Below are 13,863 nucleotides of genomic sequence, written 5' to 3'. Positions count from 1 at the left end.
CCTTTCCCCAAAACTTCGGGCAAAAGGAAGACGCAGCAAACTTGGTGATGCGCAGCTGAAATCAGTAACAGCGTGAACACATCCAAAGCTCTAGCCCATTAAAAACCACAGGCTATTGCCTCAGCAACTCACGCTCATCCACCACGTAGCGCACCGGCTGCATCATGCCGACGGCGAGGTGCCAGATGTTGTGGCAGTGATACGCCCACATGCCGGGATTGTTGGCCAGAAATTCAATAGTCACCGTCTCCCCCTTCGGCACCCAGACGGTATCCATAATCGGAGCAAAGTCATCATCTGCACTGCCAAGCACACGGAAGGTATGGCCGTGTAAATGCATAGGGTGAGACATCGGCGAGCGGTTGATCATGCGCAGCTGAACCACCTCTCCCTGCTGAATGTCCAGATATGTCTTTTCTGGATGAGGACCAGCAAAAGGCTCTGGCCAGTAATGGTTGTTCATCATCCACTCGTACTTCTTCATCTTGCCGGAAAGAAGCACATCATAAACCCGGTCCACCTTGCGCCCGAAACCGGATGGATTGAGCGCTTGCAAACTCCGGAAATCAACCGTCACCCCATCAAATGTGGGTCGTTTATCATTCACAGTTACCTGCGCATCATCAGTGTGAATGACGCCAAGACACTGCTTATCATCACCTAAGGCTGCGGCATGGATCGTGTAGCTGCCACTGTCTGGCACATCAACCAGCACATCATAGCGCGCAGAGGTCGGTACAATCACATTCTGCCCTTCAATGGGCTTTACCCGGTTGCCATCCACCTCGATGACAGAAAACTTCAAGCCATCAATGGAAATGCGGAAAAACGTGCTGCCGGAGGAGTTGATCAATCGCAGCCGCAACCGTGAGCCTTTTTTGACAGTCAGCGTCCACGGCTTGGAGTTCGGCTGCCCATTCAAGGTATAGCCAACATTTACAACATCAATATCAAAGTCTTTGGTGTTTGGTGGCTCATACGCATCCTTGATCTCAGGCCGATGTCGTCCGCTTCGGAGCTCTTCAATGATCTCCTTCCCCTCTGCCGGGGGATATCGCTGAACATCAAAGCTTCATCATAATCATAGGAATATGGATTGTCCTTGGGATCAATGATAAGCGGACCGAGAAGCCCATACTGCTCCTGCACACCAAGGTGAGAGTGATAGTAGTAGCTGCCCTGCTGAACCAACGGGAATTCATAGTACTGCGAGGTTCCGGCCTCAATCGGCAACTGGGCAATCTCAGGCACACCATCCTGTAGAGATGGTAGCAAAATACCATGCCAATGAATGCAAGTTGGCTGGGTCATCCGGTTGTTGATGAGCACCCGGAACATATCCCCTTCTGTATAGCGGATGGGTGTTCCCGGCCATATGCCCCCAACCAGCATGCCCTGCAGATCAACCCCATATTGCGAATAGGGCTTTTCATCCACGACCAGCGTGTAATCTGGTTTGGCAACACCTGCCCCAAGCAAAGACTTGGCGCAGCCGGTTTCAGGAGGAACGGAAGCTGGAGGGAGAACGGGCTGCGATTGTTGCGCCCCGGCATTTCCCGCAATGAATGTCGCCGCACCGGCCGCAAGCCCGCCGCTCGCGCTGGTTTTCACAAAGTCTCGACGGCTCAGCTTCATGGGGCACCTGCTCTTCCACACATCAAAAGAGCAGCTTAAGGCAGGGAACGCCTACATTTCCCTAGCATTTTCGAGAGGATTATAAGGAATGGACTACGCGCCGATCAGACGATCAGCGCCCATGGAACCCAGAGCCAGAGAACTGGTCAGGCCCGGGCTTTCAATGCCCATGTAAGCCAACAGACCCGGAATACCGTGGGTCTCTTCACCCCAGATAGCAAAATCAGCCGCTTCCGCACCTGCTGGCACCAGCTTAGGGCGAATGCCGGAATAGTCCGCCTGCAAACTGCCATCTGCCAGATCCGGATAGTACTTGCGGATTTCAGAGTAGAACCGCTCACTGCGCGCTTCGTTCACCTCATAATCGATCTCGTCGATCCACTCCACATCAGGCCCAAACCGCGCCTGATTACCCATATCAAGCGTCAGGTGGACACCAAGTCCACCCGGCTCTGGCACTGGGTAGATAAGATGAGAGAACGGTGCATCACCCGGAAGACTGAAGTAATTGCCTTTGGCGTAGTAGAGCTTCGGCACTTCACGGCGCATGTGCCCCGCCAGCTTGGAGAGCATCTTGTTGGAATGTAGACCCGCAGCAATAACCAATTCGTGGCAGGTGATCGCATAACCATCCTTCATGACAACGGTAAAGCCGTCGCCTTTGAAGTTCTTGGCAGCAAACTCTTCGTGGTCGTCCTCATCCAGATGCTCATCAGCCGCTTCCAGATCTTCTTCCACCAGAATGTCAGCACCCATGAGCTCACTCGGGCGCATACCGGTTTCAATCTGAGTGACTTCTGTCCCAACAACAACAAGCCCGCCATGCGCCTCTAATCCACCCTGAAGGGCCATCATGTACGCATGACTATCCACAATGCCTGTGGAAGGAGAAAACAGGGCGCCCTTACACGCAAGATGCGGCTCAAATCCCCGCGCCTGCGCTTCATTGAGCATCAAAAGATCTTCAACACCATTGGCAGCAGCACGTGCGCGAATGCCATCCAACATGGAAACCTGACTTTCATCAGTCGCCACAATCAGCTTGCCAACGCGCTTGTAAGGCACTCCATATTCCTCACAGAAGGAATAGAGCATCTCCTTACCTTGCACACAAGCTTTTGATTTCAATGAATCTTTTGGGTAGTAAATCCCGGCATGGACAACTTCGGAGTTACGGGCACTGATTTCGGAGCCGATAATCTCATGCTGTTCCAGCACAATAACTTCCCGTCCCCTGCGCGCCAGTTCATATGCCGCGCTCAAGCCTACAACTCCTGCACCGATTACGATGCACTCAACGTCTGCCATGCTATTCCTGTTTGCTCTTTTATTGTTGGGAGACAGACCCATAGCACATTACGCAGCAATCTAAACAATATACCCACAGCCTTTCCCGCATTAATCCCCAAGGCAAATGTGTATATTTTGAGGCACTATGTCTTGAAACGGCAAAACACCCAATATCTAGTAGGCAGCATAATATACCAGCATTCTGCCCATCCGCATTCATCCACAACCGGACTTACCGCTTGGACAGGCAAACAAAAAAGCCTGCGCAGGACGCAGACTTTTCCAGAGCACATGTAGTGCGCATGTTAATAATATGCAACAGGCACACTGAAGATAAATCAGAGACCTATAGCATATCTCTGAAAACTGTATCAGTGGACCTTGGCAAGCTCCGCATGCTTCACCAGCTGTACACCCTTCTCAACCAACTCTGTCCGACACCCTTCCCAAGCCTTCGGATCAATAGAAAGCACAGCATCTTCCACCAGCTCCACCTCATAGCCTCGACCCAACGCCCCAAGTGCCGTGCTCTTCACACAGTAACACCCATCAAGCCCGGCAATCTTCAGGCGGCCCACATTGTGCTGCCTCAGAAACGCCACCAGCTCCTCACTGGCAAACGCATCCCCCACACTCTTCACTATATCCGCATCCGGCTGAAAACTAAGTCGCTTGTCCAACGCCAATCCATCAGAGCCTTTGGTGCCCAGCCCTTCACCAAGCCAACCGATCAGGAAGTTGGTGTAGCTCCCTTTATAAATAAGACGCGTGGTGATCACAGCCTCACCCCGTGCCTGCGCCTCTGCCGCCAACCTGTTGATCCGCTCAATCCGCTCTTCAACGAATGAGGCTGGCCACTGCCGTGCCTTGGTGTTCTGGGTGAAGTCTTCCTGCATATCCAGCACTAACAAGGCCACCTGATCCCGCCGCGTCTTATCAATCACTTCACCCTGTATAGGCCCCTGCAAACGCATCAAACGCTGCGCGGTGTAGCCAAGCCCCACCACAAGCACCAGAACCACAAGCCCAACCGCACTCCAAACACTCATTCACGCCTCCAAGTTACGTTTGAGCCAGTCCGAGACATCGCTCAAACGCTCGCTCTTCCATACCCCCACCAAACCATCCGACATCGATTCTGTCAACTCAGTTGACAAATTAGATGTAAGCGCACTGCAAATGCTCGTGCTAGGTTGCCCGTGTAATGTGTGAGTCTCTTTTTCGTTTATTTAAAGTTCTTTCATGACCACCCAAAAATCAGCAGTCGTCCTCGGCGCCTACGGCTTCATCGGCGCAGCTGCGTCAAACACCTTCAAGCAGCAGGATTTCACGTCACCGGAGTTGGCCGTTCACAATCTGCAGCACACCAAACCTTCCCGGACATACCTTGGCACATCCTCGACATCGCCCAAGCCACCACCGAAGAGTGGCAAGAGATTTTCCAGAGCGCAGACATCATCATCAACGCCTCCGGTGCTCTTCAGGATTCTGCGAAGGACGATCTAGAGGCAATCCATGTACAGGCGACTGAACGGATCTGTGAGACGTTAAAAGACACGGATAAACGCTTCATCCAAATTTCCGCGGCAGGTGTGAGCCTCGAGGCCTCCACCCACTTCTTCCGCACCAAAGCAAAAGGAGATTCTCTGATCCAGAAGCATCTCCCCCACGCATTTGTTCTGCGCCCTGCCCTCGTCATCGGCCCACAAGCCTACGGCGGCACAGCCCTCCTGCGAGCTGCAAGTGCAATGCCGCTGATTGGCTTTAAAGTGTTTCCCGATAGTCAGATCCAATGCATCTCATTGGATGACTTGGCCAAAGCTGTCACCCAATGCGCCCTTGGCAACATACCCGAAGGCACAACGGCGGACCTCGCAGAAGAAACACCACAAAGCTTCTGGCAACTCACAAAAGCAATAAGAAGCTGGCAAGGCTTCCCGGAATGGCACTACGCCATAAGTACGCCAAACTGGCTTTTGACAGTCACAAGCAAACTGGCAGACATGCTCGGCCACCTTGGCTGGCGCTCCCCACTACGCAGCACCTCCATTGAAACACTGCGGGAGGGCATTCTCGCCGACACCTCAATCTGGAAAAAAGCTGGCGGCTTCACCTGCAAATCACTTCAGGAAACACTTGCCAATTTACCCGGCTCCACTCAGGAGCGCTGGTTCGCAAGGCTCTATCTCCTGCTCCCACTCACCATCGCCTGCCTCTCTCTATTCTGGCTTGCCTCCGGCATCATCGGAGCCATCCAACTCAATGAAGCACAAAGTGTCCTGCTGGAAAGAGACTTCCCACCAGCGCTCAGCCTACTCTTTGTCTTAGGCGGCAGTCTGGCTGATATCACCCTCGGAACCTTGGCCCTCTTCCGCAAGCACACACGCCTCGCTTGCCTGGGTATGATCGCTGTAACGCTTAGTTATCTGGGGGCTGGAACAATATGGGCAACAGACCTCTGGACTGATCCGCTTGGCCCTTATGTGAAAACAATCCCCGCCATGATCCTTGCCCTCTTTCCCATTCTGCTGCTGGAGGAAAGATGACCTACGAGTTCCTCAAATTCCTGCATGTCATCGGCGCATGTGTCCTTATTGGAACAGGTGCAGGCATTGCGTTCTTCATGGTAATCGCCGCTAGAACACTAGACGCCGCCGCAATCGCTCATACGGCAAGAACGGTCGTTATTGCCGACACGCTCTTCACCGCAACAGCTGTGATCGTTCAACCCATCACCGGATATCTACTGGCAAAAGACGTTGGCTGGCCATTAACCGAAGGCTGGATCCTGCTCTCACTGGCACTTTACGTGCTTATTGGCGCATTCTGGCTGCCAGTGGTCTGGATACAAATCCAACTCAGAAACCTCGCTGCGAAGGCTGTCGAGACCAATACGCCCTTACCACCCCGCTATCACACCCTCTACCGCATCTGGTTCGCCTGCGGCTTCCCCGCTTTCATTGCAATCTTAGGGATCGTCTGGCTGATGATTGTGAGGCCAACGCTATCGCTTTGAGCAAACAACTCGATTTTCCCTTGTCCAGAAGTACTTAACTAAACTACACAACCAGCAACTGAACAAACATGACTGTAGGAAATCTAATGCGCTTACTTTTCGGAATATTTTTTATCATTTTTTCTCTGAATTTGGCCAATGCAGAAGAGCCCACAAAGGAAGCCTTGCTGGAGGAACTGTTCCAACTCACAGATTCAACTGAAGAGGCAATACTAGCTCGGTCAGGAGAAGGCTTCAGAACCCAGATTGAAGCATCATTTAAGGCCAGAAATGTAAAGTTGGCTGATGAGCACCTTCAGGCAATCGAAGAGATTTTCATCAGTGAGTTTAAAAAAGAACTCCCTGAACTAATGAGAGAAATTCGCACTCTCTCACTTGAGACTTATACGATTGAAGAGCTCCAAAAAGCTCTCGAGCTATTAAGAACACCAGAAGGCCGACGCTTTCAGAAAAAACAAGAAATGCTCATTCAAAAGTTGGTCACGATTAGCGTGAAAAGTGGAATGAGAGCAGGCAAAAGAGCACAGCCAGCGATGGCGGCCTATATGAAGGCACACGCTTCACCCAAATAAAGCAGCTAAGCGGATCACCTCCAACAAAAAAGGCCCCGGATCTCTCCGAGGCCTTTCTCATTTCATAACCGCAAGTCGCTGAGGCTTATTTGCTCCACCAGTTGGCGGAAGGCTCGAAGCGGCCGGCGGCCTGTTCGATGACTTCACCAACCTGGAACAGGGTGCCTTCGTCGAATGGTTTACCAATCAGCTGCAGGCCCAGTGGCAGGCCATCTTTGTTGAGGCCAGCTGGGATGGACATGCCTGGAACGCCAGCCATGTTCGCAGTCACGGTGAACACGTCATTCATGTACATGGTCACTGGATCAGTGATCTCGCCCGGCGCAAACGCTGCATCTGGAGTGGTCGGTGTCAGGATAGCATCCACACCGTCCGCCCATGCATTGTCAAAGTCCTGCTTGATCAGGGTACGAACCTTCTGCGCTTTCAGGTAGTACGCATCGTAGTAACCTGCGGACAGAACGTAGGTGCCGATCATCACGCGGCGCTTCACTTCATCACCGAAGCCAGCTGCACGAGTGTTCTCATACATCTCTACAATGTCGTTGCCCGGTACACGCAGACCGTAGCGAACACCATCGTAACGCGCCAGGTTGGAAGACGCTTCCGCTGGAGCAACGATGTAGTAAGCAGGCAGAGCGTACTTGGTGTGCGGCAGAGAAATCTCGACGATTTCAGCACCAGCTTCCTTCAGCCATGCAATACCCTGCTGCCAGAGCGCCTCAATCTCCGCTGGAATACCATCCATGTGGTACTCTTTAGGGATACCAATCTTCATGCCCTTGATGGATTTACCAACGAACTCTTCGTAGTTCGGCACAGGCGCATCAACAGAGGTGGTGTCTTTTGCATCAACAGAAGCCATGGACTTCAGCAGGATCGCGTTGTCACGCACAGTACGGCCAATCGGACCAGCCTGATCAAGAGAAGATGCAAACGCGACCATGCCCCAGCGAGAGCAACGACCATAGGTTGGCTTGATGCCAACAGTACCGGTCAGCGCTGCAGGCTGACGAATGGAACCACCGGTGTCAGAAGCTGTTGCCGCTGCACAAAGGTGTGCAGCAACCGCAGAAGCAGAACCACCAGAAGAACCGCCAGGAACCAGAGGCAGTCTCAGTGCCATTGCGGCGCCAAGGGTTCACAACATTGCCGTAAAAGGAAGTCTCGTTGGAAGAGCCCATCGCGAACTCATCCATGTTCAGCTTACCCAGCATCACAGCACCATCGTCAAACAGGTTCTGCGTCACGGTGGACTCATACTCAGGCTTGAAGCCGTCGAGGATATGAGAACACGCCTGAGTGTGAACACCTTTGGTCGCGTAAAGGTCTTTAATGCCGAGAGGAATACCTTCCAGCGGACGCGCTTCGCCAGCAGCGATTTTTGCGTCAGACGCTTTGGCCTGTTCACGGGCAATATCACCGGTCACAGCAACATACGCATTCAGCGCTTCATTGCCGGACTCGATAGCACCGAGATAGCTCTCAGTCAGTTCAGTTGCGGTAAAATCGCGGGCAGCAAGCTTGTCGCGCGCCTCTGCGATGGTCAGTTTGGTAAGATCAGTCACAGTCATTATCCTTGTGAAATCGGGCGCTTATTCAACAACTTTAGGCACGGTGAAGAAATTGTCTTCATGTACCGGAGCGTTGGAAACAACCTTGTCCGCATAACCGCCATCGGTCTGGCCATCTGCGCGTTTTTTCATGGACTGTTCAACAACTGAGGTCATTGGTTCAACGCCCTCAATGTTCACTTCGTCCAGCTGCTCTACGAAACCAAGGATCGCATTTAGCTCACCAGTCATTTTCTCTGCCTGCTCGTCATCAACCTTGATGCGAGCCAGCCCGGCAACACGTTTTACGGTGTTCAGATCAACCGACATGTTTCACTCCGAAATTACGGGGGCAAAAGACTGCCCTCCTCGAACTCTGGCAAAGAGCTATAAACACAAAAAAACAGCAGAACAATCACTGCCCTGCTGTTCATCCCTCATATTCTCAATATTACGGAACTATACAGTACCGATTATCAGGAAGCATACTCCAGTTGCCTACCACGAACACCAGCCACCACCAGCCACAAGGCCAGTGCCAATAACAGCGGAAGGGCTGAGAGTGAAAGGCCTGCCCAACCAACAGTGCTGTACAAGATACCTGTTGAAAGCGCAGAGATCGCAGAGACCAATGCCACCACAGAGTCATTAGCGCCTTGCGCAAGAGGCGCATCTTCCGGAGCCACAACTTCAACCAAGCGGGACGTTGCCCCAATAAACCCGAAGTTCCAGCCAATACCGAGCAGGATCAAGGCCACATAGAACGCCCACAGTTCGACACTCAGCGCCCCAATCACACCAGCAGCCGCCAACATCAAAAGGCCCAACACCATCACGGAGGTCGTTCCGATCCGGCGGATGATATAGCCAGTCACAAAGCTCGGCCCGAACATGGCCACCAGATGCCATCGGATCACATCACTGGATTGCCCAACGGAGAATCCACAGTACTCCATGGCAAGCGGTGTAGGAGACATCTGCATGGTCATAAAGCCAAAGGATAGCCCGGCGCAGGCCGTAGCACTCCAAACCGCAGGCCTCCGCAACACTTTCAGGGACTCCACAAACCCTTTGTTTTGCCCGGAGTTCTTCAAGACCGGCGGCAAACGTAAACCCAAAACAGGCAGAGCGCCAACCACAGCAACACCCGCCAAAGCCAGATAGCTGCCAACAAACGGAATAACGCCGCCAACATCCTTCACAACACCAACAAGGCTTGGCCCCAGCAAAGCAGAAAGCAACCCCATGGACATACTCAGAGAAATCGCCATGGGCTTCCATTTTTCGCTCGCACTGTCAGAAGCAGCAAAACGCATGAAGGTATAGGCCGCAGTCGCGATACCCAGCAGAACATGCCCAGCCAGCAGAACAACGAACTGATTGGCATAGAGCGCATAAACACACAGCAGTGAGCCAACAATGCTTAAGCCTACGCCCAGCAAGATGCCTTTTTGCCGACCATAGCGCCCCATAAACAGCGAGATTGGTGTAGCAAACAAGAAGTTGCCAAACATCTGCAGTGCCAGCGGCACAGTCGCCATGGTGGGATGCGGCGCAAGATAAGACCCGGCAAGCGCGCTGATCGCAATCAGAATTGGCATCTGCATGGAAAGGATTGCCGTTGCAATCAAAATGAGCGGAAAGTTGCGGGCTCTATACGTTGCCCCCTGCTCCGCCACCTCTGAAAGTCCCATAGTAATTCCTCGAAGAAACTTTGACGGCCTTGAAAATACCGCCTACAACAATTGGCAGTTAGGACATTCAAGCTTCAAATCATGCCAAACACGCAACTTGAGCAACATCGTCATATTGATGCACTCGTGTATCACGGTATCAACCTTCTGGATCTGGCGGGCCCTATGCAGGCGTTCTGGACGGCGGACAGTTATCGACCCAATTATAAACTCAGGATTCTTTCCGCTGACGGACAGCCTATAGAAACACAGCCTGGGATCAAGATTGCAGTTGATGGAACGTTTGCCGATTGGAACCCAGACGCAGACCTCCTCATCCCCGGTGGCCGCATTGATAAAGAGCTGGGCAGCGGCACCCTCCGCCCACTGCTTAAAGAAGCTGCAGCAAGAACAAATGGAGAGCGCATCATCTCTATCTGTTCGGGCGCACTCATACTGGCAGACTCCGGCATTCTGGAAGGCAAGCAAGCCAGCACCCATTGGAGCCGCGCATCCACGGCACAATCTGAGTTTCCTGATGTGGACTGGCAGCTCAATCAGCTCTTCGTCAACTCCGGCAACATCTATACCTCAGCAGGTGTCACAGCGGGCATCGACTTGACTCTGCATCTTATAGAAAAAGACCTCGGCTCAGCTATCTCACTGAAAACAGCACAGGAACTGGTGGTCTATCTGCGCCGCAATGGCGGGCAGGCCCAGTTCTCTTCCGCCCTCTCCCTGCAAGCTGCCGGACAGTCCAACATCGCCAAGCTCTCAGAAATCATTCTGTCCGAACCTGAAGCAGATTGGACCATCGAGAAAATGGCACAGTCTGCCGGCGTCTCAACCCGCACCCTGCATCGCCGTCTGAAAGAAGATATCGGTGCCACACCTGCCCAGTTCGTGGAACGCTTGCGACTGGACCTTGCCAGAACCGCCTTACTCAAACGCAGTTCCATCAAGCAGGCAGCTCACCTTTCCGGTTTTGGCCACATACAGAACCTGCGCCGTGCCTTCCAACGCAACTTCGGCATTACGCCCTCCGAATACGTGGAGAGGTTCTCCTGATGTCAGAGCAAAGCACCAAGCGAGGCCGACCGCAAAACACAGAACTCACACGCCAGATCCTCAGCACAACTCTTAACGCACTGGCAGAAAACGGCTATCACGGCACCTCTACCCAACAGATTGCAGAGCAAACCGGCACATCCAAACAGGCCCTCTACCGTCGCTGGCCCAACAAAGCCGCATTGGCGCTTGAAGCCTTGCGCTACGGGTTCCGGCAAGTGCCACCAGTCTATCCGGGCATGACTTCGTTTCAGAACGATCTGCTGGAAGCAGTCACTGGCATACTGACAGCCCTCCACGATACGCCTTTGGGCACTGCATGGCTCACCTTGCTGGCAGAACCTTCGTTATCGGAGGAACTTACCCTGATTGAAGGCGAGCAGCGCACCCACTTCAGACAGATATTTGTCTACTGGAACACCACTGCAACCATGGAGACAGGCATCGACCAACTTCTCGGTTTTGTGTTTTTCACCAGCCTCGTCCGTGGAAGAAAACCAACACTACGTGAAATTACAGAGTTAATTCAGAGCGTTACAAGCCGATCATAAAAAGTAAAAGCCGCTCTCCTCTTGGTGAAGACACTTGATTGGCACTTGTACACCCTCCTGAGGCAATAAGATTGCACCTCGCAAGAACGGGCAATTTCCGCGGGCCGAGGTTGTCGAGCAAACACAGCATTCTTCCTGACCTTGCTTTGTTTGTGCGGCGCAATTCATTGTTTCATTGAGGGTAATATAATGAAAATCAAATCCATCGCTGTTGCAGCAGCCATTGCAGGTGCAGCCCTGTCCGCAACCACATTCGGCGCATTCGCTGATGAAATCTCCACTTACACCTCTGGTGGCTACGCAATTGGCGGCACCGATCCAGTTGCATATTTCACTGAAAACAAGCCTGTTCAGGGTAAAGCAGAATTCACCGCGCAGTACGACGGCGTAACTTGGAAATTCTCCAGCGCTGAAAACCGCGACAAGTTCGTTGCTGACCCAGTTAAGTTCGCTCCTCAGTACGGCGGCTGGTGTGCAGTTGGTGCATCCTTCGGCAGCAAGCTTGAAACCAAGCCAGAGCTCTGGGACATCGTTGACGGCAAGCTCTACCTCAACGCCCATGATGGTGCAGTGAAGCGCATGCAGTCCCGCACAATCGAAACCATCACCAATGCAGATGCGAACTGGGTTGATATCCGCGACGTTCCTGCAGACAAACTCTAAGTTTCCATCAGCGCATATGCTGCAGGTAGGCGATGCCTAGCGCCTATTCCGATATCTCCCCAATTCTCATGGCAGCATATGCGTTGAGCCCTAGAGAAAGCCGCAGATCTTCTGTGGCTTTCTTTCGTTTGGGGAGCAGTTCCCCGAAAAACCTCGCCCTACAAATTTACTCAGCACCTCCAGCAAGTTACCTCGCTCCGCACATGCCTTACAGCGAGTAATCCACGGTCTCACAACCAGTTCGCAAAACGGTGATGAAGCGTTATTGGCCTTCCTCCCGCCATTCCCGCATATTGAATTCAAGACATAGATAAAAACAGGTGCCTCCCCATAAGCACCTGGTAAACCAAACAGGCCAGACTTGGCTTTACATATCAGCCCGAAGGAGTTGCCCATGCCGATCAAATCTTCAGTTCTTGCAGTTGGACTTGCCCTGTCAGCAATTGTAACTGTTCCGATGACGGCAATGGCCGATGAAATTACCAACTTCGTGGAAGAAGGTTATGCAATCAAAGGAACAGATCCTGTTGCTTACTTCACTGAAGGCAAGCCAGTTGCAGGCAAAAAAGAGTACTCCACGCAGTACCAGGATGTGACCTGGCTGTTCTCATCTGCAGAAAACCTCGACAAGTTTAAAAAGGATCCGGCTAAGTACGCGCCTCAGTACGGTGGCTGGTGTGCAACTGGTGTGAGCTTCGGAGTGAAAATTCCGATCCAGCCAGAGCAGTGGAAGATCGTTGACGGCAAACTTTACCTGAATGCCCATGCAGGTGCCCAGCGTCACTTCCTCAAAGACCCGAACGCTTCCATCGCCCGGGCAAATGAAAACTGGCCAACGATCATTCACACGCCAGAAGCTGACCTTTAAGCGAACCCAACCCAAGCTCCCTTGAAAGCCCATTCCAGTCACGCGTGCCCCCAACAAAGCGTGACCCCGCGGTGAAAGTAAAAAAACGCGGAATGTGTCCCTTTCAAACTCAAAAGGCCTCAGTTCACGCTGAGGCCTTTTCTTGTTTAAGCAGTGCGTGTCCGGTCAGGATGCAGTCACATTGTTGTTCACCGTCACTGTTTCACCCGGCTTCAGCTCAGCCACACGAAACGCATCATCTCCCATACATTCAGTAAACTGATCCGCACTCTGATCGAGGATTGGGAAGGTGCCATAGTGGCAAGGAATAATAGTCTGGAACTCAAAGTAACGCTGACAGGCCATAGAAGCTGTCCGCCCTCCCATGGTGAAGCGATCACCAATCGGCACGATACCGATCTGAGGCCGGTAAATCTCGTTGATCAGCTCCATATCGGAGAAGATATCCGTATCCCCCATATGTAACAGTGTTGGCTCATCCTCAGCCATCACCACCACACCTGCAGGGTTCCCCAGATACACATCCGCAACGCTGCCTTCAGTATCAAAAGAACAAGCCGAACTGTGCACTGCATTGGTCAGCGCAACGCCGAACGGTCCCATGTTCACGCAACCGCCGTGGTTCATGGGGTTGATCTTCTCAATCCCCTTATCCTGCGCCCACATGCAAATTTCCCAGTTTGCAGTCAGCGTCGCACCGGTGGCTTTCAGAATATCGATGGTATCGCCCACATGGTCATCATGGCCGTGGGTCAGAAGAACGTGGTCTACACCTTCACTTGCCTGCTCAACACTCATCCCTTCAGGAAAGCTCGGATTGCCAGACAAGAACGGGTCAATCAGCAATGTTGCCCCGGGAATGTGAACCTTGAAAGCAGAATGGCCCAGAAACTGTAAATCCATACTACCAATCCCCCTATGCGGTACGCCAAAAACCGGCGCCCTCCATGATGACTAAAATATTATCTAGACTA

14 protein-coding genes and 1 pseudogene are annotated in these 13,863 nt (G+C 52.5%); 7 read left to right on the top strand and 8 right to left on the bottom strand.

All coding sequences use genetic code 11. From position 1 onward, the window contains the following. Positions 1–112: 112 nt before the first annotated feature. The 4 genes from JCM12308_RS30565 to JCM12308_RS19630 all read right to left on the bottom strand — a co-directional run bounded on the left by JCM12308_RS30565 (position 113) and on the right by JCM12308_RS19630 (position 3,974). Positions 113–922, bottom strand: coding sequence for a multicopper oxidase family protein (locus JCM12308_RS30565; protein WP_208978783.1), 810 nt, complete (start codon positions 920–922; stop codon positions 113–115). Between the two features lie 14 nt (positions 923–936). After that, positions 937–1,635, bottom strand: a complete 699-nt coding sequence (locus JCM12308_RS30560; protein WP_208978782.1) for a multicopper oxidase domain-containing protein — start codon at positions 1,633–1,635, stop codon at positions 937–939. A gap of 93 nt (positions 1,636–1,728) precedes the next feature. Further along, positions 1,729–2,943, bottom strand: coding sequence for an NAD(P)/FAD-dependent oxidoreductase (locus JCM12308_RS19635; protein WP_054784817.1), 1,215 nt, complete (start codon positions 2,941–2,943; stop codon positions 1,729–1,731). 353 nt (positions 2,944–3,296) lie between these two features. Further along, positions 3,297–3,974, bottom strand: a complete 678-nt coding sequence (locus JCM12308_RS19630) for a cysteine hydrolase family protein (protein WP_054784816.1) — start codon at positions 3,972–3,974, stop codon at positions 3,297–3,299. 159 nt (positions 3,975–4,133) lie between these two features. Between JCM12308_RS19630 and JCM12308_RS19625 the strand changes: the two genes are divergently transcribed. The 3 genes from JCM12308_RS19625 to JCM12308_RS19615 all read left to right on the top strand — a co-directional run bounded on the left by JCM12308_RS19625 (position 4,134) and on the right by JCM12308_RS19615 (position 6,513). Continuing rightward, positions 4,134–5,471, top strand: a complete 1,338-nt coding sequence (locus JCM12308_RS19625) for an SDR family oxidoreductase (protein ID WP_208978781.1) — start codon at positions 4,134–4,136, stop codon at positions 5,469–5,471. Beyond that, positions 5,468–5,941 carry a DUF2269 family protein gene (locus tag JCM12308_RS19620; protein ID WP_054784815.1) on the top strand — a complete coding sequence of 158 codons (474 nt, stop codon included), beginning with the start codon at positions 5,468–5,470 and terminating at the stop codon, positions 5,939–5,941. The genes JCM12308_RS19625 and JCM12308_RS19620 overlap by 4 nt, the downstream gene beginning before the upstream one ends. Before the next feature lie 68 nt (positions 5,942–6,009). Then, complete coding sequence (locus tag JCM12308_RS19615) at positions 6,010–6,513, top strand: DUF2059 domain-containing protein (RefSeq protein ID WP_054784814.1); 504 nt, start codon at positions 6,010–6,012, stop codon at positions 6,511–6,513. Between the two features lie 85 nt (positions 6,514–6,598). Here the strand turns inward: JCM12308_RS19615 and gatA are convergent. From gatA to JCM12308_RS19600, 3 genes and pseudogenes are all read right to left on the bottom strand, one after another. Beyond that, positions 6,599–8,081 (bottom strand): annotated as a pseudogene (gatA, locus tag JCM12308_RS19610) (Asp-tRNA(Asn)/Glu-tRNA(Gln) amidotransferase subunit GatA). Positions 8,082–8,108: 27 nt separating this feature from the next. Continuing rightward, positions 8,109–8,396: an Asp-tRNA(Asn)/Glu-tRNA(Gln) amidotransferase subunit GatC gene (gene gatC, locus JCM12308_RS19605; protein WP_008552959.1), complete on the bottom strand. Its 288-nt coding sequence runs from the start codon at positions 8,394–8,396 to the stop codon at positions 8,109–8,111. 146 nt (positions 8,397–8,542) lie between these two features. Continuing rightward, positions 8,543–9,760 carry an MFS transporter gene (locus tag JCM12308_RS19600; RefSeq protein WP_054784813.1) on the bottom strand — a complete coding sequence of 406 codons (1,218 nt, stop codon included), beginning with the start codon at positions 9,758–9,760 and terminating at the stop codon, positions 8,543–8,545. 81 nt (positions 9,761–9,841) lie between these two features. On the opposite strand from JCM12308_RS19600, the gene JCM12308_RS19595 reads away from it, so the two are divergent. From JCM12308_RS19595 to JCM12308_RS19575, 4 genes are all read left to right on the top strand, one after another. Beyond that, positions 9,842–10,807 (top strand): GlxA family transcriptional regulator, encoded by a 966-nt coding sequence (locus JCM12308_RS19595; protein ID WP_037038228.1) that lies wholly within the window; start codon positions 9,842–9,844, stop codon positions 10,805–10,807. Next, the gene (locus tag JCM12308_RS19590; protein ID WP_054784812.1) at positions 10,807–11,358 is read left to right on the top strand and encodes a TetR/AcrR family transcriptional regulator; all 552 of its coding nucleotides are present in this window, start codon (positions 10,807–10,809) and stop codon (positions 11,356–11,358) included. The genes JCM12308_RS19595 and JCM12308_RS19590 overlap by 1 nt, the downstream gene beginning before the upstream one ends. A 189-nt stretch (positions 11,359–11,547) precedes the next feature. Further along, positions 11,548–12,021 carry a YHS domain-containing (seleno)protein gene (locus JCM12308_RS19585; RefSeq protein ID WP_054784811.1) on the top strand — a complete coding sequence of 158 codons (474 nt, stop codon included), beginning with the start codon at positions 11,548–11,550 and terminating at the stop codon, positions 12,019–12,021. A gap of 394 nt (positions 12,022–12,415) precedes the next feature. Then, entirely contained in the window at positions 12,416–12,889 is a 474-nt protein-coding gene (locus tag JCM12308_RS19575) for a YHS domain-containing (seleno)protein (protein ID WP_008552977.1), read from the top strand. Positions 12,890–13,054: 165 nt separating this feature from the next. Here the strand turns inward: JCM12308_RS19575 and JCM12308_RS19570 are convergent, their stop codons facing one another. Next, entirely contained in the window at positions 13,055–13,792 is a 738-nt protein-coding gene (locus JCM12308_RS19570; RefSeq protein ID WP_054784809.1) for a metal-dependent hydrolase, read from the bottom strand. Positions 13,793–13,863 lie beyond the last annotated feature (71 nt).

It is taken from the genome of Pseudovibrio denitrificans JCM 12308 (assembly GCF_001310815.1).
In the GTDB taxonomy this organism is placed as follows: domain Bacteria; phylum Pseudomonadota; class Alphaproteobacteria; order Rhizobiales; family Stappiaceae; genus Pseudovibrio; species Pseudovibrio denitrificans.
The sequence above is the reverse complement of the archived record's forward strand: the minus strand, read 5'-3'. Positions and strand labels throughout refer to the sequence as shown.